Consider the following 19,179-nt stretch of genomic DNA (forward strand, 5'->3'; position numbering starts at 1 on the left):
TAAGCTTATCTTGCCTATCCCGAAGGGGTTGAATTACCCAAAAATTAATGTATTTTGGTGTCATGAAATGGGAGCAGGCAATTCAGGATTTTACTTACTACCTTAAAATAGAAAGAGGTCTGGCCGATAATACCATTCAGAATTATCGGCTGGACATTTTAAAACTGACCAATTACCTTTCAGAATTCGATATCTCTGTTTCCCTGGAAGCTATAACCGAGGAAGAATTGCAGGGTTTTATTTATGAGACCTCGAAGCTCTTGAATGAACGATCCCAGGCAAGGTTGATTTCCGGTTTAAAAAGCTTTTTTGATTATCTGATTTTTGAAGATTACAGAAAAAACAATCCCCTGGAGCTCATAGAATCCCCGCGTCTGGGTAGAAAACTCCCTGACACACTTTCCACCAAAGAGATAGATCAGCTCATCAGCGCTATAGATTTGTCTCATCCACAGGGTCAGCGTAACAAAGCCATCATCGAAACGCTTTATGGCTGTGGGTTGCGCGTTAGCGAACTCACGGGTTTGAAGCTATCCCACCTTCATTTTGATGAAGGATTTATCAAAGTTGTAGGAAAAGGGAATAAGGAACGTCTGGTACCTATAAATTCATACACGCAAAAGTTTATCGAACTTTATAAGGATGAGATAAGAATTCATCTGGATCCCAAACCAGAGTTTAAAGACATTTTGTTTTTGAACAGACGTGGGGCCCGGTTAACCAGAGCTATGATATTTACCATCGTGAAGCAGTTAGCCAAGCAAGCTCACATTCAAAAAAATATAAGCCCGCATACCTTTAGACATTCATTTGCTACGCATCTTTTAGAAAACGGAGCCAACTTAAGAGTCATACAGCAAATGTTAGGTCATGAAAGCATAACCACCACAGAAATCTATATGCATCTGGATAAGACACACCTCCGGTCGGTCTTGGAACAGTTCCATCCGCGAGCCTGATTAGGTCTCCATTTGAGTTAAAAGTTTATAATTTTTGTAAAGCCTTTTGGTTAAGATACCGTAGAGGAGTCTGTAAAAAAGAATTAATAAACCTAGGATGATCAGGAGAATAAACACCATAATGCCTGCAACTATCCAGAATTCCAGAGTGTTAAAGGTGGTCTCCAACAAAACGGCCCTTGCACCGCTGATGACAAAGATAATGATGAAGAGCACTATATTATAGCGTACATAATATTTTACAGCCTGTCTTGTTTTGATGATTTGTCGCATCAGTTTTTTAGCAGAATCGGTCACTTTGATACGCAGGTAATTTTTGCAAAATAAATAAATAAACCCAAAGAGAACGACATAATTCACTACCGTGGTCACTTTTAGAAACCATAAAAAGGCTTGACTTTCGATGGTTTCCAAATAATCTTCTGAAGAAACCATCATATCCAGGCCTATCCAGAATACAAATTCCAAAATGCTTATGATAAAGATCCACTTCACGCTGGAAGATGACTTTTTATGCAGCATAGGCATGAGTTCTTCTTGCGTATATTTCGGCAATTCGTCATTTCGTTTTTGCCAGTCTTTTTTAATAAGGTCTAACTCATCCATAATTAAGGATTCAAAATACGTTTCAGTTTAGTTTTCACTCTATTCATTTTCACTCTTGCATTGACTTCAGAAATCCCTAGCGTTTCTGAAATTTCTGTATAAGGCTTATCTTCCAGATAAAGCAGTACTAAAGCTTTATCAATATCGTTTAGTTCTTTTATGGCCGAATACATTAATTTTAAATTATCATCCAAAGTGCTGTCATAGCCTTCAGCAGACATCTTGAAATCGAAATTCTCCCAGGGCAGAGTCTGGACTCCTCTTTTTTTCTTCCGGTATAAAGTGATAGCGGTATTTAAGGCCACACGGTACATCCAGGTGCTAAATTTTGACTCTTCTCTAAATTTGGGATAAGCTTTCCATAACTGTATGGTTATTTCTTGAAAGAGGTCTTTGTGAGCATCAGCATCATAGGTGTACATCCTGCAAATTTTATGCACGATGTTTTGATGTTCCTCAAGAAGGTTTATAAATTTCTTTTCTAATGTCGTGTTCAAAATTTATAGGGTCTGTTGGTAAGTCGTTAAAATTATTAAAAGTTACAGACTTGGCTGTAAATTAAATTAATTTAGACGGAAATTAATTTTTATGAACATTCCAGTTACAGATTTACCTCGAGTGGTTATCATTGGCGGAGGATTCGGAGGCGTAAGTTTGGTGAAACAGCTTGAAAAAAAACCTTTTCAAGTGGTGATGTTGGACAAGAGAAACTATCATACTTTTCAACCCCTGCTATACCAGGTTTCTACCTCTGGGTTGGAGCCAGACTCCATAGCTTATCCACTTCGAAAAATTCTCAAGAAAAATAAGAATGCATACTTCAGAATGGCTGATGTCGAACACATCGACGATACAAAGCAACTGGTCAAAACGAATATCGGGGAGATCACTTACGACTATTTAGTCATCGCCACGGGCTCTAAAACCAATTTCTTCGGAAACAAAAGCGTTGAGGATAATGCGATCTGGATGAAAACCGTGCCCCAGGCTTTAAACTTAAGAAGTTTGATTCTGGAAAATTTAGAAGAGGCCACCATTACAGATGACCCTGAAAAAAGAAAGTCTCTTTTGAATTTTGTAATCGCTGGAGCTGGTCCGACTGGTGTAGAACTGAGTGGTGCTATAGCTGAACTGAGGAGAAATGTGGTTCCTAAGGATTACCAGGATATTGATCCAGAGGAAATACATATTCATTTAATTGAAGGTTTGGATAAAGTTCTCCCGCCTATGAGCGATACTTCTTCTGCCAATGCTCAGAAATACCTGGAGGAACTCGGCGTGAAAATCCATCTCAACACCTTTGTAGATTCTTATAAGGACCAAATTGTAAAAACCAGTGATGAAAACCTTACTTTCCATTGTGACACATTTATATGGAGTGCAGGCGTAACCGGTGCTGCGATAGACGGACTTAAGAATGGAGCTTTAATGGAAGAAGCAAATCGCTATAATGTTAACACCTTCAATCAAATAGAAGGTTACGAAAATGTGTTTGCTATTGGAGATATTGCTTTAATGGCCAGTGAGGATTATCCCAAAGGTCATCCTATGGTGGCTCAGCCTGCTATTCAGCAAGGCAAACATTTAGCTAAAAATCTAGGGAGAATTGTAAATAAAGAAAACCTTATCCCTTTTGATTACTTTGACAAGGGAACTATGGCCACGGTGGGTAGAAATAAGGCTGTAGTAGATTTAAAGAACATCAAGTTTGGAGGAGCTTTTGCCTGGTTTATCTGGATGTTCATTCACCTGTTGTTTTTGGTGGGCTTTAGAAACAAGATTGTCACCTTTTTCAATTGGACCTATAGTTATATCAATTACGACAGAGCTGCCAGGCTTATTGTAAGGCCTTTTAAAGCGGAAAAACTCAAGTCGCCAGATTGAAGATCGGATGCGACAACTAAAAAAAGCGGGTGATTCTATATTGAGAAATACCCGCTTTTTATTGTGTTTAAAAACTTATTCTCCTAAAACTTCTGCTACTTTTTCTCGGAGATCGTCCCCTCTTAAATCCTTTCCTATAATGATTCCGTTTTCATCGATCAGAAAAGCTGCAGGTATAGCTCTAATACCGTATTTAACGGCAATGGGATCCTGCCAGTACATCAGGTTTGAAATGTGATTCCAGTCGAGCTGGTCGTCTTCTATCGCTTTTACCCAGGCATCTTTATGGTTGGGTTTGTCCAGGGAAACACCTACAACGGTAAATCCTTTGTCTTTATAATCCTGGTAAATGCTTACGATATTTGGATTTTCCATTCTGCACGGTCTGCACCATGAAGCCCAAAAATCGATAAGAGTGACTTTTCCCATAACATCTTCGAGGGCCAGTTCTTTACCTTCTGGTGTAGGACCGGCAAATTTAGGAGCTTCTGCACCTATGTCTGTTGCGCCAATTTTGGCGATGTTCTGGCCAAGCATTTTTCCAAGTGGTGTGTCCTTGACTTCCGCATCAAAATTATCATAGAGGGATTTCATTTGATTCAGAGGAATGATTTTAGAATTCATCACGTCAGACAGTGCCATCATGGCCACAATTGAGTGGGTATTGTCTTTAATAAATTCCAATCCGGTTTCCTGGGACACCTTTTCGAGATCTCTCAGGTCTAGCTGAAGGTCCAGTTGTGCCTCCTCGTCCCCGCGCTGTAGGGCTTGGTTATAATTTTCACTGAGTTCGGTTTCTCGTTTTGAGAACTCAGTGATCATGTCGATATAGTTTTTTAGCAATTCATTATGCTCTCCTGCTTCCACTTTAGAATTTCTAAGGTTTAAGCTAGAGGCTTCCACTTTAATTTGTTCAGCATCATTGATAAAAATGATATTGCCATTTAGGGCTTCAACCTGAATGAGGTTGATATCCTGATTCATAGGTTCTAAATTAAACTCGAAAGAATTATCCTGAACCTGGGTTGTATCTAATGGAATAGGCATGTTTTGAGGTCCTAGTTCCGTAAGATATACATTGGTTCCGTCTGGAACATTTTCAATAGTGGCCTGCAGTTTTGGTTCAGTGTTGCAACTTAACAGGGCAAGTACCAGAGATAGACTAAATAAGGTTTTCATTCATTTAAAATTTAATTCTGCAAAAATAACATACTCCAGTAGAGTAAAGCCTTAACTTCAGAAGAAATTAGCTTAATTTGGTAAAAGTATCTTAAGTTAAAAGTTTAAAAATGTTTTTATAAATACTATTGTAAACCTATAATCAATTATGGAGCCTTACAAAGATATATATCCTTTTCAGATCAAACTGAGTTTTCAAAAAATTCGAGATAACTTTCAGAAGCGATTGTCAACTGAAAGCAATCCTATTTCCAGAAATTACATCCAAGGTATTTTAGATTATTCCGAATCTTATCCTGAACTTTTCAATGGAATTGCGAATTATGAAAACCTGGAACCCTACGAAGAACAGATCAAGATACTTCTGGACGATCTTTTTCCAGATATTTTAACCTATAACGAAATCAAGGTAGCGACAGTTCCTTTTCGAAATAAAATGTTTCGAAAAACCAAACGCTTTGAATCTATTCTAAATTCGGTACCCGATAAGGACTTTGAATTTCTTCCGCGTAATTTCAACATAGAGAAAGACTATATTCTAGCCTGTATCATCATCCTGAATACGTATTACAAGTATAATATTGATTTTTTCAGACCAGAGTATTACGATATTCCTGATGCTGATGGCAATCTTAGAAATTATAGATTGTTTGTTAATGCAGATTTTGTGGAGTTGTTTCCCACGGAACATGCTCCGGAAATAACCGATGCTGATGTGGACCAATTACTCAACAGACAAAATGATATTGATTTTTGGAAAGAAAAATTTCCTCCTGATTCCTGGATATTCAAAGGATTTACCATTTTAAATCTCACAGATGTAACTATTGATAACAGTATTTCTGAACTAAAAACCCTTCTGCTCAACAGCAATATATTTTCAGACTCCAGGGCAATAGCGCTTAAGATGATGACTATCTTAAAATCGATTTTCAGTTTGCCCAAACTGGAATTTGGTTTTGCCCTTTTTAATGAGGAAACTGAAAAATTTCAACCCAGCCATTCCAATTATATCGATAGTTTTATTTTGAATTCCATATCCGACAATGGCTGTAAGGAAGCTTTTTGTCATGGCGCCTATACCGCCATTGTAAATCAGCATACATACTTCAGCATTACCGATGTAGATGCTTATGCTCAAAAAAATAAGTCCAATAAATTTGCAAATTACCTTCAGGCTAAAGGCATAAAGTCTGCTATTCTGGCTCCTGTAACCAAAAACGATAAACTTCTTGCTATCTTAGAACTGGTGAGTTACTCTAAAAATGATTTAAACAACATCAACGCTACCAAGTTAGATGATATCGTTCCATACATCGCAGAAACGGTTCAAAGTTATAAGCAGGAGAGACAAAATAGGATAAAAGCGATAATACAAAATGAATATACGTCCATTCATCCAAGTGTGGAGTGGAAATTTGAAGAAGAGGCAGTAAAGCTTTTTGCGGAGTCAGCCCCGGATAAGAATAATGAGTTAAAAGAAATCAGATTTCATGAGGTTCATCCTCTTTTTGGTCAGATTGATATAGCAGATTCTTCTACAGAACGAAATTCTGCAATTCAAAATGACCTGATCTATCAATTAAACCAGGTTTTGAATATCGTAAATTCAGCCCTGGAAATTCAAGCTTTGCCAGTATTTGAACAACTGAGCTATAGACTTACAGATGCGCTTTCGCGTTTAACCGAAGGGATAACCGCTTCGACTGAAGAAAAAACGGACAAGTTACTGAAACAGGATGCTCAGCCGGTTTTAGAATACATTCTGAAGACTATTCCTTCATGCCATGCCATGGTTGAGCAATACATGGAAAAATCGAGTACCGGCGCTAAGGCATTTCACCAAAACAGAGATGTGTTTGATGAAACCGTCTCGAGTATCAACTCCAGTCTGGCTAGCTTTATCGACTTAAAACAAGTCGAAGCTCAAAAGTTGTTTCCGCATTATTTTGATCGCTATAAAACCGATGGCGTTGAGCATAATATGTACATTGGTCAATCCATTGCAAAAGATCTTACGTTTAGCAAGGTCGTCCTGGAGAACTTAAGATTATGGCAACTTTCGGTCATGTGTGAAATGGAAAATGAATTTTATAAGATTCAGGAAGCTAAACATATTAAACTGAGTTCTAGATCGCTTATTCTCGCCTTCAATAATACCTTGACCATACATTATAGGATGGATGAGAAACACTTTGATGTGGACGGGTCTTACAATGCGCGCTACGAAATCATTAAGAAAAGAATTGACAAGGCTTTCATCAAAAATTCTGAAGAGCGAATTACGTCCAGAGGAAAACTGACGATCGTGTATTCGCAATTGGAAACTCAGGAGGAATACCTCAAATACATCACCTATCTGCAAAGGAAAAAATATTTGAATGAAGAGGTTGAGCTAGTGGATGTAGAGGATTTACAGGGGGTTTCCGGCCTAAAGGCTATTCGTGTTGGAATTTTGTACCATAACGGAAATACCCCGGATACAGGAATCACTTATGAAAATTTGATTGAATCTTTAGAGGGATGATTTTTATTAAGCTTTAAACGTTCAAGGCCACTGTTAAATCAGGTAAAACGCTATAAAAAAGCTGATGACCGAAATAATGATGCCAGCCATAAAAATAGTATAGGTTAATCTTAAAAGACGGTACTTGCGTTCCAGAACCTTACCCAGCATATAAAGGTCTTTGACAAGGGCCTCGTAAACGTAGTCTTTATCTTTCATGATCTCTTTTACTCCCCACAGATAATTGTCGAAACTCATCTTATGAAAATTTCCAAAAAACAGGATATTGACATCTCTGTTTTCAACCTGGTCCTTGGTGAACTCACCGGAAGTTACATTGGGTCTGGTAGATAAAATAGAAAGGATGATAGCGGCAACACTGAAACAAATTAAAATCAAGGTAGGAATCATCAGGTGTTCATTGCTGGGATTGTCAAGCTTAGGGATGATATTGGCCAAGGCCAAAGAGATAATGATGGCATTTACAGATAATAGAATATTAGCTTTCGTGTCTGCGATATCACTAAGCTTGAGATGGTTTCTTAAGGTAACTCGAAAAAGGGTTTGAACGCTCCTTTCCGGATTATCGTTTTTGTACTGGGCTTTAAACTTGGCTTTTAATTTTTCTTTTTCTTTTTTCCTTTTCTTTTTTTCTTTGCTTTCAATTAATTCAACAAGATGTTCCTGTTTTTTCGGACTCCAATTTTTAATCGCGTAATCTGTATAATACCGATGCTGAAGAGAAAGCACTTTTATATTTATTTCTCTCCATTCCTCTGCAGAATATTCTTGCCCTTTTATATTTAACTCCTGCCTCAGCAATTCACTTACCTCCTTAAAATTTTCCTTTGCAAAATGAGAACAATCGGCATCCTTAAGGATCTTTTCAATTTCAGACGTTGGAGTAGCCTCCATTTGCGTTGAATTTATAGCATTTTCAACAGAGGAGATGATGTCTTCTGTGAGGTTTTGCTTGCTTAAAAATTCTCTGGCAATACGTTTGCTGTGTTCCTCGTGGTTGATTTCAGAAACAGTGTAGCCGGTATCATGTAGCCAGGCAGCTAGTAGCAAAAGGATTTTATCATCTTCATTCAGGTTTTCCTGTTCAGCTAAATACTGAGCGCTATCCACAACCCTTTTGGTATGATTGAAATTATGGTACACATATTTAGCAGATAACCTATCTTTGAATAACTGCAAGACAAAAGATTCAGTTTTTGAAATAAGATCCGTCATATATATTCTAAATTTAGAAGTAAAATCATCTGTATTGAATGAAGAAAAAATTATTACTTTTTGCAGTTAGTTTCCTAATGGTTTCCTGTGCGACTTACGAAGTTAACTATAAAAATCTAAAAAAATTCCAATCCACCTCTTATCCAAAAGATAAAATAGTGTCACAGCGTTTTTATCTCATAGGAGATACGGGGAATGATAAAACGGAGGGCGTTCCTCCGGGGCTCGCAGCTTTCAGATCCTTTGCAGAATCGGTGGATACCAAAACGGATAAAGTGATTATTCTTGGGGATAATATTTATCCAGCCGGTCTTCCCGGTAAAGGCGGTAAGGATAGAGAACAAGCCAAGAGCATCATAGATCAGCAAACGTCAGCACTTCAGTTTTTTGAGGGGGATGTGCATTTTATTCCTGGTAATCACGATTGGTATTCAGAAGGAATAGTATCCCTGAAAAACCAGAAAGCGCGTATTGAAGAGACCTTATCAGACCAGGACAAACCCTGGTTGCCCAAGCCAGGCTGCGGAATGTCTTCTGTTGATATCTCAGAGGATGTGCATTTAATCCTACTGGATTCTCAATGGATACTGGCCAGCTGGGATAAACATCCACTCATCAACAGGAATTGTGATGAGATCAAGACTCTGGACCAGTTCTATGAAGAATTTGAAAGTGAACTGAAGAAAAATCAAAATAAAACCACCCTTGTGGCTTTACACCATCCCCTATATACCAATGGGGTTCATGGAGGGACTTACGAATTTTCAAAACATGTATTCCCTTCCGACAAAAAAATACCGCTGCCAGGCTTGGCATCCTTAGCCAATCTCATTCGGGTTTCCGGGGGAGTGTCTGTTCAGGATACGCAAAATAACCAGTATCAGTCTATGTTGGATAAAATTTCGGCGATAGCCAGCCGTTGGAACAGGGTGATTTTCGCCTCAGGTCATGAACATAGCTTACAGTATATCGAGCATGATCTCCTCAAGCAAATCGTTTCTGGCTCCGGATCCAAAAAGTCTTATGCAAAACTGGGCAGCGATGGTCTATTCGCTTTCCCTGGATACGGGTTTGCAGTCCTGGATGTTTTTGAGGATGCTTCATCCTGGGTGCAATTTTATTCAGCAGAAGAAGATAGTCCAGCGCTTATTTTTCAGCAAGAAATTTATGAAGGCGAAAAAACCTATGAGTTAAACCAACTTCCTGAACATTTCACCTCCACTTATACGGGTTCTATTTATGAAGAGTTTGATTCGGAGCGCACCGGTTTTTATGAGAGTGTCTGGGGGCAACACTATCGGGATTTATACACCAGGAAGATCACTGTTCCTGTTATGGATATTGACACGGCCTATGGCGGGTTAAGGCCGATGCGAGTGGGAGGGGGAATGCAGACCAATTCGCTAAGACTTGAAGACAGCCTTGGCAGGCAATATAACATCAGGCAAATCAAGAAGGATCCCATCAGGCTTTTGCAGGAATCGGTCTATCCCGATAAAAATCTTACCGATGAATTTGATGAAACTGTCATCGAAGAACTCCTTTTAGATTTTATGACGGCTGCGCATCCCTATGGCTTTTTGGTTGTACCCGATTTGTCTGAAGCTATTGGTGTTTATCATACCAATCCAAAGCTGGTTTATATTCCAAAACAAAAGGGGCTCGGGAAGTTCAACCGGGTTCATGGTGATGAAATTTATATGATTGAGGAAAGACCAGAGGACCACTGGATAGGTACTGAAGGTATTTTTGGCAATCCCAATCACGATATTGTGAGTACCGCAGACATGATTGGGCGACTGCGCAGAGATGAAAAATACAGTTTGGATGAATCCAGTTATTTGAGAGCCAGGCTATTTGATATGCTTTTGGGAGACTGGGATCGGCATGAGGACCAATGGCGATGGTCTGAATTTGAAGAAGAAAATGGAGACCGCTACTTTAGACCTATACCAAGAGACAGAGATCAGGTGTTTGCCAATTTTGATGGTGGATTTTTTGAGGTATTGAGTACAGTTACTTCTTTTCCTAAAATATATCATCCCTACGAAGACGATATTGAACATTTGAAATGGTTTAACAATTCGGGCTTGAGTTTGGATAGGATGATCATTAGAAATGCAACGGCAGAGGACTGGAGAAAAGAAGCAGCTTACATTCAAGAAAACCTGACTGAGGAGGTGATTGATAAGGCTTTCGCTAATTTACCCCCTGAGATTGATGGCGAAAAGACCGAAAGACTGATGGTAACCTTCAAAAAAAGGCTAAAGTCTATCGATGATTTTGCGGATGAATATTTTAAAATCTTAAATGAAATACCGGTATTAATAGCTACAGATAAAGATGATTTTATCGATGTATACAGAGAACAAGGGGGTAAGACCCGAGTCGTTATTTCGAGAAATATACAAGGTGAACGCGCTTATAAAATCGTGGATAAAGTTTTTTCTGAAGAAATAACCAAAGAAATCTGGATTTACGGTTTGGATGACGAGGATGTATTTACAACTGCTGGAGCACATTCAGCCCCCATCAAAGTAAGGCTTATTGGCGGTCACAGCCAGGATTCCTATACCCTCAACTCCGGAAAAAACGTCTTGGTCTACGATCATAAATCTCTAAAAAACTCAGTTAATGAAAATAAAGGAGGAAGAATTGTCAGAACAGATGATTACGTAGTCAATACATTCGATAAAGACAGAAAAGTAAGTCAAATCACTACCTTTTTACCGCGTGTGGGTTACAATCCCGATGATGGTTTGCTCTTTGGTTTGCAGATGTCTTATGCTTACAAGGGGTTTCGGCTTAACCCTTTTACTTATAGGCATAACATAAAAGCAGGACTTTATACTGCCACTGGAGGCTTCGATTTTGGGTATGAAGGAGAGTTCGCTAATATCCTGGGCAATTATAATTTGTTTACGACCTTAACTTATACAAGTCCTAATTACGCCAGAAACTTTTATGGTTTTGGAAATGGCACAGCATCGTTTGAAAATGATTTTGGCAGGAGTTTCAACAGAGTTAAAATAAGAAAATCAGAATTTGAACTGGGACTTAGAAGGGTATCCAAATACGGGAGTACTTTCGAACATAAATTCTCTTATCAAAATTATAAGGTAGAAAGAACTGAGGGCCGATTTATCGATGTCATTGGAGATGAGCTGATCAGTCAGGATGCGGATTTTTTCGATCAAAAGGACTTCGTGTCCTACCAGTCGTCTTATCAGTATAAAAGTTTCGATGATGATTTGGACCCTAAGCGCGGCATGGATTTTAAAGTTGAGCTCGGCGGAACTCTGAATACCGCAGATGTCGATGAGCATTTCTTTTTCTTACATCCGCATTTGGAATTTTACAATGCACTTTCAAAAGATAAAAAATGGGTTTTGAGAACAAAAGCAGCTTCTCAGCTTATTTTCAATGAGGACTACGAGTTTTATCAGGGGGCAATTTTAGGATCCAGAAACGGTTTAAGAGGCTATAGAAGAGATAGGTTTATCGGAAGTCAAAGTTTTGTGAGTAGCATAGACTTAAGACATAGTTTTAACGCTATACATACCAATGTAGCACCTCTTCAGTTTGGAGTTTTTGGAGGTTTTGATGTAGGCAGGGTCTGGTCTGAAGTGCCGGAACCCAACAATTGGCATAACGACTATGGCGTAGGAATTTGGGTAAATGCAGCAGATGTATTTGCCGGAACCTTAAACTTTTTCCATAGTGAAGACGGATTTTTATTCTCCTTTGGATTTGGAGCAACCTTTTAAACAATCGTTTTAATCACTCTCAAATTATGGGAATACCGCCCGGTATCTACATTAAAAATACCGGAATGGTCTATTCTGTCTATGCGGACGTGACCATGGGCATGAATGATGTAATTATCTCTCATCATAATACCTACGTGAATGATGTTCCCTTCCTCATTATCAAAAAAAGCAAGGTCACCCGGCTCACTTTCTTCGATAAAAGAAAGCGCCTGACCTTGCTTGGCTTGTTGGGAGGCATCCCGAAATAAGGGAATGCCACTTATCTTATAAACCATTTGGGTAAATCCGCTGCAATCTATTCCAAAAGGAGATTTTCCGCCCCATAGGTAAGGAGAATTGAGGTAAAGCATGGCCGTCTCTACCAAATCATGTTTAGAAAAGCCCTGGTTGGTGGCACCCTCAAACTGATGATCTAAAAAGCTTGTGGCATGTAGAGCAGACCCTATACAAACGGGCATCAACTGACTTGTAGCAGTAGTCATTAAACTCAGTAAATCTGTTGAATACCTATGTTTATCCTTAAGAACCTTAAACTTGCTTTCATCAATTTCAAAGGCTTGTTTTTTGTCCAGCCAGCCTTCATAGCCATCAAAAGCTATACGGATTTTAATCCATTTGGATTGGGTTTCAATAACTTCAAAATGATCACCATAAAGTAACTGAGTGACCATTTCTGACCTGTCGTTTGCTTCTGCTCGCACAGGAACCACACTGAGTGGACAAATACCGTATAGCATTTCGATGGATTAAAATTAACGTTCCAGAACCATTGCAGAAGCACCACCTCCACCGTTACAGATGGCTGCAGCACCCAGTTTGGCGTTGTTTTGCTTCATGATATGAATAAGTGTAATAAGAATTCTAACTCCTGAACAGCCTAAAGGATGTCCTAAAGATACTGCACCACCATGTACATTGACTTTTTTCTCATCTAATCCAAGCAGTCTTGTATTTGCTATACCCACGACAGAAAAGGCTTCATTGAATTCGAAAAAATCAATATCCTCTTTTGTCAGGTTTGCTTTTTTAAGTGCTAGCGGAAGCGCTTTGGCTGGAGCAGTCGTAAAGCGTTTCGGTTCTTTGGCAGCATCAGCATAACTCTTTATAGTTGCCAGTACTTCCAGGCCAAGTTCTTCAGCTTTTTCCCTGGTCATGAGAATAACGGCTCCCGCACCATCATTTATAGTTGAGGCATTGGCAGCAGTTGAAGTACCCTCTTTGCTGAAAGCTGGTCTGAGTTTACTGATTTTATCAATTTTGATATTTTTAAACTCCTCATCTTCATTCATCACTACAGGCTCTCCACGTCTTTGAGGGATTTCTACAGGGACTACTTCATCCTTAAATTTTCCAGCGTCCCAGGCCGCTTTGCTTTTTCTATAAGATTCTTTGGCAAATTCGTCCTGTTCCTCTCTGGAAATGTTGTGTTCTGTGGCGCAAAGGTCTGCACAAACCCCCATGGCATTATGGTCATAAGCATCTACAAGTCCATCGCGTTGCAAGCCGTCCACCATTTGCGCCGGACCAAATTTTTGTCCATTTCTCAAATGAAGGTAATGTGGAATCATACTCATGTTTTCCATACCCCCAGCTACAATAATTTCAGCATCACCAGCGGCAATAGCCTGTGCAGCCTGCATAACGGCTTTCATCCCGCTGGCGCAAACTTTATTGATGGTGGTACAAGGCACTGTATCTGGAATGCCAGCACCCATAGCGGCTTGTCTGGCAGGAGCCTGACCATTATTGGCTTGCACGACATTCCCCATCAGCACTTCATCTACCAGTTCCGGATTTAAATTAATTTTGGAAAGTGCTCCTTTTATTGCAATCTCACCCAGCTTAGTCGCAGGAATTGTAGATAAGCTTCCTAAAAAACTTCCAATGGGTGTTCTTGCAGCACTTACTATAACGATATCTTTAGACATAAAAATTGAAATTTTAATTTCAGCGAATTTAATAATTTAAACCCAATCCCGTTTATTTTAAGGAGACCTTAAACTATTTTTGTGACCTCGATTCCTTTATTTCCTTCTAAATCAGCCTAATGAAATGTCAATCAGGTTTTATGCCCATGAAAACTAATGCGTGCAGATAGAGACTTAGACCATATATTTTCATAAATTTGAGCAATATTTTGATATGAAGAACCTTTTAGACAATTTATACAGGAATCAATCTATAATCTTTAAGTTTTTTCTTTTAGCTGTAAGTGTTTTTCTTATTGTTTATTTCTTTCCAACCGGGGGGCAATTCAAATATGAAATCGTAAAAGGTAAACCCTGGCAGTATGAAAATCTTTATGCTCCTTTTGATTTTGCCATTTTAAAATCTGACGAAGAGATTGCCGCTGAAAAGTCTAAAATACGGAAAACCCATATTCCTTATTATCAATTTGATGTCGCTACGGCCGAAAAAGTTGAAAATACCTGGCAAAGCAAGCTTGAGACATCCCAGGATTCCTTACTTCAAAATAATCCAGAGCTTTCCAATTTCATTTCAGAAACCATAAGCGATGTCTATGAAAATGGAATTCGGATAAAAGAGGATGAGGAAAACAATTATAGCGTCGTTTTTCTCATTAAGAATAAGCAAGTTGAAGATGTGCTTTATGAAGATTTGCTTACCCAGGAAGATTTAAAGCCTTTCCTCATTTCAGAAATTCAAGAAGCTGATTTAACAGCGTATAGAAATACCCTGTTACAAATCTTTTTCGATGTTTTAGAAGTCAATGTCAAATATGATGAGGAGCTCAATCAAAACCAAATACAGTCCAAATTTGACCAGATATCTTACACCAGAGGCCGAGTCACCAAAGGCAGTAAAATCATTGCCAAAGGGGAAATTATTGAAGGGGAGAAATTAAGAATGCTGAAGTCTCTCAAGCATGAGTATGAATCTCAAAGTTTGGAATCTTCTTCTTATGTGGTTGTGATTACCGGGTATACCTGTTTAGTAGCGCTTTCTCTTTTGATGCTTTTATTATTCATCAGGCAGTATCGCCCTGATATTTTTGACAATAACAATAAAATCAGCTTTATATTTTTCAACATTCTTTTTCTTGTGTTTCTCACTTTGCTGGTGCTGAAGCTCGATAATGATTATATCTATGTGGTTCCGCTCTGTATTTTGCCACTTACCCTCAAGGCTTTTTTCGATGCCAGACTTGGTTTATTTACCCACATGATTACCGTTTTAATTCTTGGTCTTGTTGTGCCAGACAGTTATGAATATATGTTCCTGCAAATCATCGCCGGAATTGTTACCATTCTGACGGTCTCAGAGCTTTATAAAAGAGCAAACCTGTTTATCTCTGTAGTTCAGATTACACTGGTGTATATTTTCGCCTATTTCGCCTTCAATATGATTAAGGAAGGCAGTATTGCCGATATCAATTACAATAATTTTATTTACTTCCTGCTCAGTGGAGTAGGCCTCTTATTTGTCCAGCCTTTGATTTATGCCTATGAAAAGATTTTTGGACTTATTTCAGATTTATCCCTGCTTGAGTTATCGGATACCAATTCGAAACTGCTCAAAGAACTGGCCAATATCGCTCCGGGAACCTTCCACCATTCTTTGAATGTGGCCAATCTTGCGGAAGCTGCTGCCAATGAAATTGGTGCCAACTCCTTATTGATAAGGGTAGGAGCCTTATACCATGATATTGGAAAAATGAAAAATCCAATTTATTTCACAGAAAACCAATCCACGTCTGTTTCACCTCATGATGAGCTTTCTCCAAAAGAAAGTGCAGAAATTATTATCAATCACAGACTTGCAGGAATAGAAATCGCCAAACGCAGGAACCTTCCGGATCGTATTATTGATTTCATAAGAACTCATCATGGTACTACAACGGTTTATTATTTTTACACCAAGCAAAAAGAAGAAGAGGAAGGCGAAGTCAATGAAAAGGATTTCAGATATCCCGGACCGATTCCCTTTAGTAAAGAAACCGCTATTCTTATGATGTGTGATGCTGTAGAAGCAGCCAGCAAATCCCTGAAAGAACCCAACACCAAATTGATTGATGATTTTGTCGATAAAATTATTAATAAGCAAATTCAGGAAGACCAGTTTATCAATGCCAATATTACCTTCAAAGAAATTCAGTCCATCAAAAAGATTTTAAAATCTAAACTGAACAATATCTATCACCTCAGAATTGAATACCCAGATTAATATGAAACCCATTGTTATTGCCATAGACGGCCATTCCTCCACAGGGAAAAGTACGGTTGCCAAAAAACTAGCCAAGGAACTTCAATATAAATATGTGGATACCGGGGCCATGTACAGAGCGGTAACGCTTTTTGCTATGAGAAATAACTGGCTTCAAAACGCTGAAGTGGATGAGTCAAAACTGGTTGAAAATTTACCTTCCATAGAAATTAATTTTGAATACAATCCTGAAGCGGGTACCAATGATGTGATTCTCAATGGAGAAAATGTGGAGAACGAAATCAGGGCCATGGAGGTCTCTGAAAACGTAAGCTCTGTGGCCAAGATTGATAAAGTGAGAGAGAAACTCGTTCAGACTCAAAAGCAGCTGGGTGAGGAAAAAGGAATTGTGATGGATGGCCGTGACATTGGAACGGTTGTGTTTCCAAACGCTGAACTTAAAATCTTTATGACGGCCAGTGCCGATATCAGGGCACAACGCCGCTACAACGAACTTAAAGAAAAAGGCGAGGACATCACTTTTGAAGAGATTCTTAAAAACGTCAAACATCGGGACCATATAGATACCAACCGAGAAAACTCTCCGCTTATTCAGGCGGAAGACGCTATCAAAATCGATAACAGTCATCTTAGCCAGGAAGAGCAGTTTGAAACCATCATGCATCTGGTCAGGGAAAGAGTAGAAGCCTGATTCACCTCCGGGATATAAATCATTTTTAATTGGTAAGAGTGTGACACCTGTCTACCGACAAATACAGGCTCGCGCCAGCCATTGATTTATCTATTTAGCTTGATGTGTCATCTTTATTTTCATCCTGAAGGGATTGCATATTTATAGACCTCAAAAGGTGTTTTTATTCGATCCCGATGGGGTCGTATCGAATTCAATATTTGTTTTCTATAAAGATTTGAATCCCTCGGATGCTTCTATTCCAGAAGCTTAAACCCTTAATTCATTTTCAGAATCAAATCCATCAAACGGTTGCTGTATCCTCTTTCGTTGTCATACCAGCCTATCAGTTTTATCAGATTTCCTCCAATCACCGAGGTCATTTCTGCATCAAACACACAGGAATACGGATTGCCAACAATATCAATACTCACCAGAGGAACTTCAGAATATTGCAAAATGCCTTTTAAATGCGTTTCAGATGCTTTTTTAAATAGAGCATTGACTTCTTCAATACTTGTGGAGGATTTTACATTCAGGGTCATATCGGTTAGAGAACCGTTGGGAACAGGGACGCGTATACCACAGCCGCCAATCACATCGCTCAGGTCGGGAAATATTTTGGTCAGCGCTTTTGCTGCACCGGTTGTGGTAGGGATGATGGATTGTGAAGCTGCTCTAGCTCGTCTTAAATCACGATGTGGCCTGTCATGTAAACTCTGGTCTGCCGTGTAGGAATGAACCGTTGTGATGTAAGCCTGCTCCACTTCAAGCGCCTCATGAATGACTTTCAGCATAGGGGCGGCATTATTGGTTGTACAGGACGCGTTGGAAATCATTACATCATCTGCGTTCAGTACCCAGTCGTTCACACCCAGAACTATCATTTTAACGGAGTCATCACTTGGCGGAACACTCAAAATCAATTTTTGGGCACCGGCCTCCAGGTGTAAATTGAGTTCAGCTTTGGTCTTGAATTTACCTGTACATTCTACAAGCGTCTCCACATCAAATCTGGCCCAATCCAGATCTTTGAGCTGAGGAGTATTCACCAAAGGGAATAATTTGCCCTCTACCAAAATCCCTTCCTCATTATAACTGACATCAAACGGAAACTGACCGTGAATGCTGTCGTATTTTAGCAAATGAGAGAGTGTCCTGGCATCTGTCAAATCATTGATGGCCACTACTTCAAGGTGTGGATGCTCGTATAATAAACGGAAAAGGCTTCGACCGATACGACCAAAGCCATTTATTCCTACTCTTATAGTTTTATGCATTCTTATTCAAGATGTTTATGAGCCTTGTAAGAAGAGCGAACTAAAGCAGAACTTTCCACATGTCTGAAGCCCAACTCTTTTCCAATAGTTTCGTATTTCTTAAACTGCTTGGGAGTAATAAATTCCTGAACAGGAAGGTGCTGTTTGCTGGGTTGTAAATACTGACCTATGGTCACAACATCCACATCCACACTTCTCAAATCTTTCAAAGTTTCAATGACTTCCTCTTCTTTTTCTCCAAGCCCCAGCATGATACCGGATTTTGTTCTTCGGATGCCTTGTGCTTTAAGGTATCTCAGCACCTCAAGACTTCTGTCGTATTTAGCCTGAATTCTTACTTCTCTGGTCAAACGTCTTACGGTTTCCATATTATGAGACACAACTTCAGGAGATACTTCGATGATTCGGTCAATGTTTCTAGTGTTCCCCTGGAAATCTGGAATTAAGGTCTCCAGAGTCGTTGTAGGATTCATTCGTCTGATGGCATTCACAGTTTCTGCCCAAATGATAGACCCCATATCTTTCAGGTCATCTCTGTCTACCGAGGTTACTACCGCATGTTTCACTCCCATAATCTTGATAGATCTGGCCACTTTTTCCGGCTCATCCCATTCAATATCTTCGGGTCTTCCTGTTTTTACACCACAAAATCCGCAGGAACGGGTACATACATTACCTAAAATCATAAAGGTAGCAGTCCCTTCTCCCCAGCATTCACCCATATTCGGGCAGCTTCCAGAGGTGCAAATCGTATGTAAGTCGTATTTGTCGACTAACTTTCTTAGGTTTCTGTATTTCTTGCCGGTAGGCAATTTAACCCGCAGCCATTTGGGTTTCCCGGTTCTGGTTGTGGTTTTATTTTCGGTAGACGTTTTATTTTCAAGTACTGCAGTATCCATAGGTT

At 39.2% G+C, this 19,179-nt stretch carries 14 protein-coding genes; 6 read left to right on the forward strand and 8 right to left on the reverse strand.

The window, feature by feature from the left end:
- Positions 1-62 precede the first annotated feature (62 nt).
- Positions 63-959, forward strand: coding sequence for a site-specific tyrosine recombinase XerD (xerD, locus tag G3567_RS07880; protein WP_164004792.1), 897 nt, complete (start codon positions 63-65; stop codon positions 957-959).
- Here the strand turns inward: xerD and G3567_RS07885 are convergent, their stop codons facing one another.
- Both G3567_RS07885 and G3567_RS07890 read right to left on the reverse strand, forming a co-directional pair.
- Positions 960-1,565 (reverse strand): hypothetical protein, encoded by a 606-nt coding sequence (locus G3567_RS07885; RefSeq protein WP_164004793.1) that lies wholly within the window; start codon positions 1,563-1,565, stop codon positions 960-962.
- Between the two features lie 2 nt (positions 1,566-1,567).
- Complete coding sequence (locus G3567_RS07890) at positions 1,568-2,062, reverse strand: RNA polymerase sigma factor (protein WP_164004794.1); 495 nt, start codon at positions 2,060-2,062, stop codon at positions 1,568-1,570.
- Between the two features lie 91 nt (positions 2,063-2,153).
- Between G3567_RS07890 and G3567_RS07895 the strand changes: the two genes are divergently transcribed.
- On the forward strand, positions 2,154-3,449 hold the full coding sequence (locus tag G3567_RS07895) for an NAD(P)/FAD-dependent oxidoreductase (protein WP_164004795.1): 1,296 nt from the start codon (positions 2,154-2,156) through the stop codon (positions 3,447-3,449).
- A gap of 75 nt (positions 3,450-3,524) precedes the next feature.
- On the opposite strand, the gene G3567_RS07900 is transcribed toward G3567_RS07895, so the two are convergent.
- The gene (locus G3567_RS07900) at positions 3,525-4,628 is read right to left on the reverse strand and encodes a TlpA disulfide reductase family protein (RefSeq protein WP_164004796.1); all 1,104 of its coding nucleotides are present in this window, start codon (positions 4,626-4,628) and stop codon (positions 3,525-3,527) included.
- A 148-nt stretch (positions 4,629-4,776) separates the two neighbouring features.
- Between G3567_RS07900 and G3567_RS07905 the strand changes: the two genes are divergently transcribed.
- Positions 4,777-7,155 (forward strand): GAF domain-containing protein, encoded by a 2,379-nt coding sequence (locus G3567_RS07905; protein ID WP_164004797.1) that lies wholly within the window; start codon positions 4,777-4,779, stop codon positions 7,153-7,155.
- 33 nt (positions 7,156-7,188) lie between these two features.
- On the opposite strand, the gene G3567_RS07910 is transcribed toward G3567_RS07905, so the two are convergent.
- On the reverse strand, positions 7,189-8,370 hold the full coding sequence (locus G3567_RS07910) for a Pycsar system effector family protein (RefSeq protein ID WP_164004798.1): 1,182 nt from the start codon (positions 8,368-8,370) through the stop codon (positions 7,189-7,191).
- A 38-nt stretch (positions 8,371-8,408) separates the two neighbouring features.
- Between G3567_RS07910 and G3567_RS07915 the strand changes: the two genes are divergently transcribed.
- Positions 8,409-12,137: a metallophosphoesterase gene (locus G3567_RS07915; RefSeq protein WP_164004799.1), complete on the forward strand. Its 3,729-nt coding sequence runs from the start codon at positions 8,409-8,411 to the stop codon at positions 12,135-12,137.
- Here G3567_RS07915 and G3567_RS07920 read toward each other — a convergent pair.
- The gene (locus tag G3567_RS07920; RefSeq protein WP_164004800.1) at positions 12,134-12,877 is read right to left on the reverse strand and encodes a C40 family peptidase; all 744 of its coding nucleotides are present in this window, start codon (positions 12,875-12,877) and stop codon (positions 12,134-12,136) included. The genes G3567_RS07915 and G3567_RS07920 overlap by 4 nt on opposite strands.
- Positions 12,878-12,892: 15 nt before the next feature.
- Positions 12,893-14,068 (reverse strand): acetyl-CoA C-acyltransferase, encoded by a 1,176-nt coding sequence (locus G3567_RS07925; RefSeq protein WP_164004801.1) that lies wholly within the window; start codon positions 14,066-14,068, stop codon positions 12,893-12,895.
- 214 nt (positions 14,069-14,282) lie between these two features.
- Between G3567_RS07925 and G3567_RS07930 the strand changes: the two genes are divergently transcribed.
- Both G3567_RS07930 and cmk read left to right on the forward strand, forming a co-directional pair.
- Positions 14,283-16,325: an HD family phosphohydrolase gene (locus tag G3567_RS07930; protein ID WP_164004802.1), complete on the forward strand. Its 2,043-nt coding sequence runs from the start codon at positions 14,283-14,285 to the stop codon at positions 16,323-16,325.
- Position 16,326: 1 nt separating this feature from the next.
- Positions 16,327-17,016 (forward strand): (d)CMP kinase, encoded by a 690-nt coding sequence (gene cmk / locus G3567_RS07935; RefSeq protein WP_164004803.1) that lies wholly within the window; start codon positions 16,327-16,329, stop codon positions 17,014-17,016.
- A 257-nt stretch (positions 17,017-17,273) separates the two neighbouring features.
- Here the strand turns inward: cmk and gap are convergent, their stop codons facing one another.
- Complete coding sequence (gene gap, locus G3567_RS07940; RefSeq protein WP_164004804.1) at positions 17,274-18,275, reverse strand: type I glyceraldehyde-3-phosphate dehydrogenase; 1,002 nt, start codon at positions 18,273-18,275, stop codon at positions 17,274-17,276.
- 2 nt (positions 18,276-18,277) lie between these two features.
- The gene (gene lipA / locus G3567_RS07945) at positions 18,278-19,174 is read right to left on the reverse strand and encodes a lipoyl synthase (RefSeq protein ID WP_164004805.1); all 897 of its coding nucleotides are present in this window, start codon (positions 19,172-19,174) and stop codon (positions 18,278-18,280) included.
- Between the last annotated feature and the right edge of the window lie 5 nt (positions 19,175-19,179).

The sequence above is a fragment of the Psychroflexus aurantiacus genome (genome assembly GCF_010820555.1).
Taxonomy (GTDB): domain Bacteria; phylum Bacteroidota; class Bacteroidia; order Flavobacteriales; family Flavobacteriaceae; genus Psychroflexus; species Psychroflexus aurantiacus.

Bases quoted from the DNA above. Each gene is read 5' to 3' on its own strand.
- xerD (WP_164004792.1), top strand. From the start codon at position 63: ATGAAATGGGAGCAGGCAATTCAGGATTTTACTTACTACCTTAAAATA.
- G3567_RS07885 (WP_164004793.1), bottom strand. From the start codon at position 1,565: ATGGATGAGTTAGACCTTATTAAAAAAGACTGGCAAAAACGAAATGAC.
- G3567_RS07895 (WP_164004795.1), top strand. From the start codon at position 2,154: ATGAACATTCCAGTTACAGATTTACCTCGAGTGGTTATCATTGGCGGA.
- G3567_RS07900 (WP_164004796.1), bottom strand. From the start codon at position 4,628: ATGAAAACCTTATTTAGTCTATCTCTGGTACTTGCCCTGTTAAGTTGC.
- G3567_RS07905 (WP_164004797.1), top strand. From the start codon at position 4,777: ATGGAGCCTTACAAAGATATATATCCTTTTCAGATCAAACTGAGTTTT.
- G3567_RS07910 (WP_164004798.1), bottom strand. From the start codon at position 8,370: ATGACGGATCTTATTTCAAAAACTGAATCTTTTGTCTTGCAGTTATTC.
- G3567_RS07915 (WP_164004799.1), top strand. From the start codon at position 8,409: ATGAAGAAAAAATTATTACTTTTTGCAGTTAGTTTCCTAATGGTTTCC.
- G3567_RS07920 (WP_164004800.1), bottom strand. From the start codon at position 12,877: ATGCTATACGGTATTTGTCCACTCAGTGTGGTTCCTGTGCGAGCAGAA.
- G3567_RS07925 (WP_164004801.1), bottom strand. From the start codon at position 14,068: ATGTCTAAAGATATCGTTATAGTAAGTGCTGCAAGAACACCCATTGGA.
- G3567_RS07930 (WP_164004802.1), top strand. From the start codon at position 14,283: ATGAAGAACCTTTTAGACAATTTATACAGGAATCAATCTATAATCTTT.
- cmk (WP_164004803.1), top strand. From the start codon at position 16,327: ATGAAACCCATTGTTATTGCCATAGACGGCCATTCCTCCACAGGGAAA.
- gap (WP_164004804.1), bottom strand. From the start codon at position 18,275: ATGCATAAAACTATAAGAGTAGGAATAAATGGCTTTGGTCGTATCGGT.
- lipA (WP_164004805.1), bottom strand. From the start codon at position 19,174: ATGGATACTGCAGTACTTGAAAATAAAACGTCTACCGAAAATAAAACC.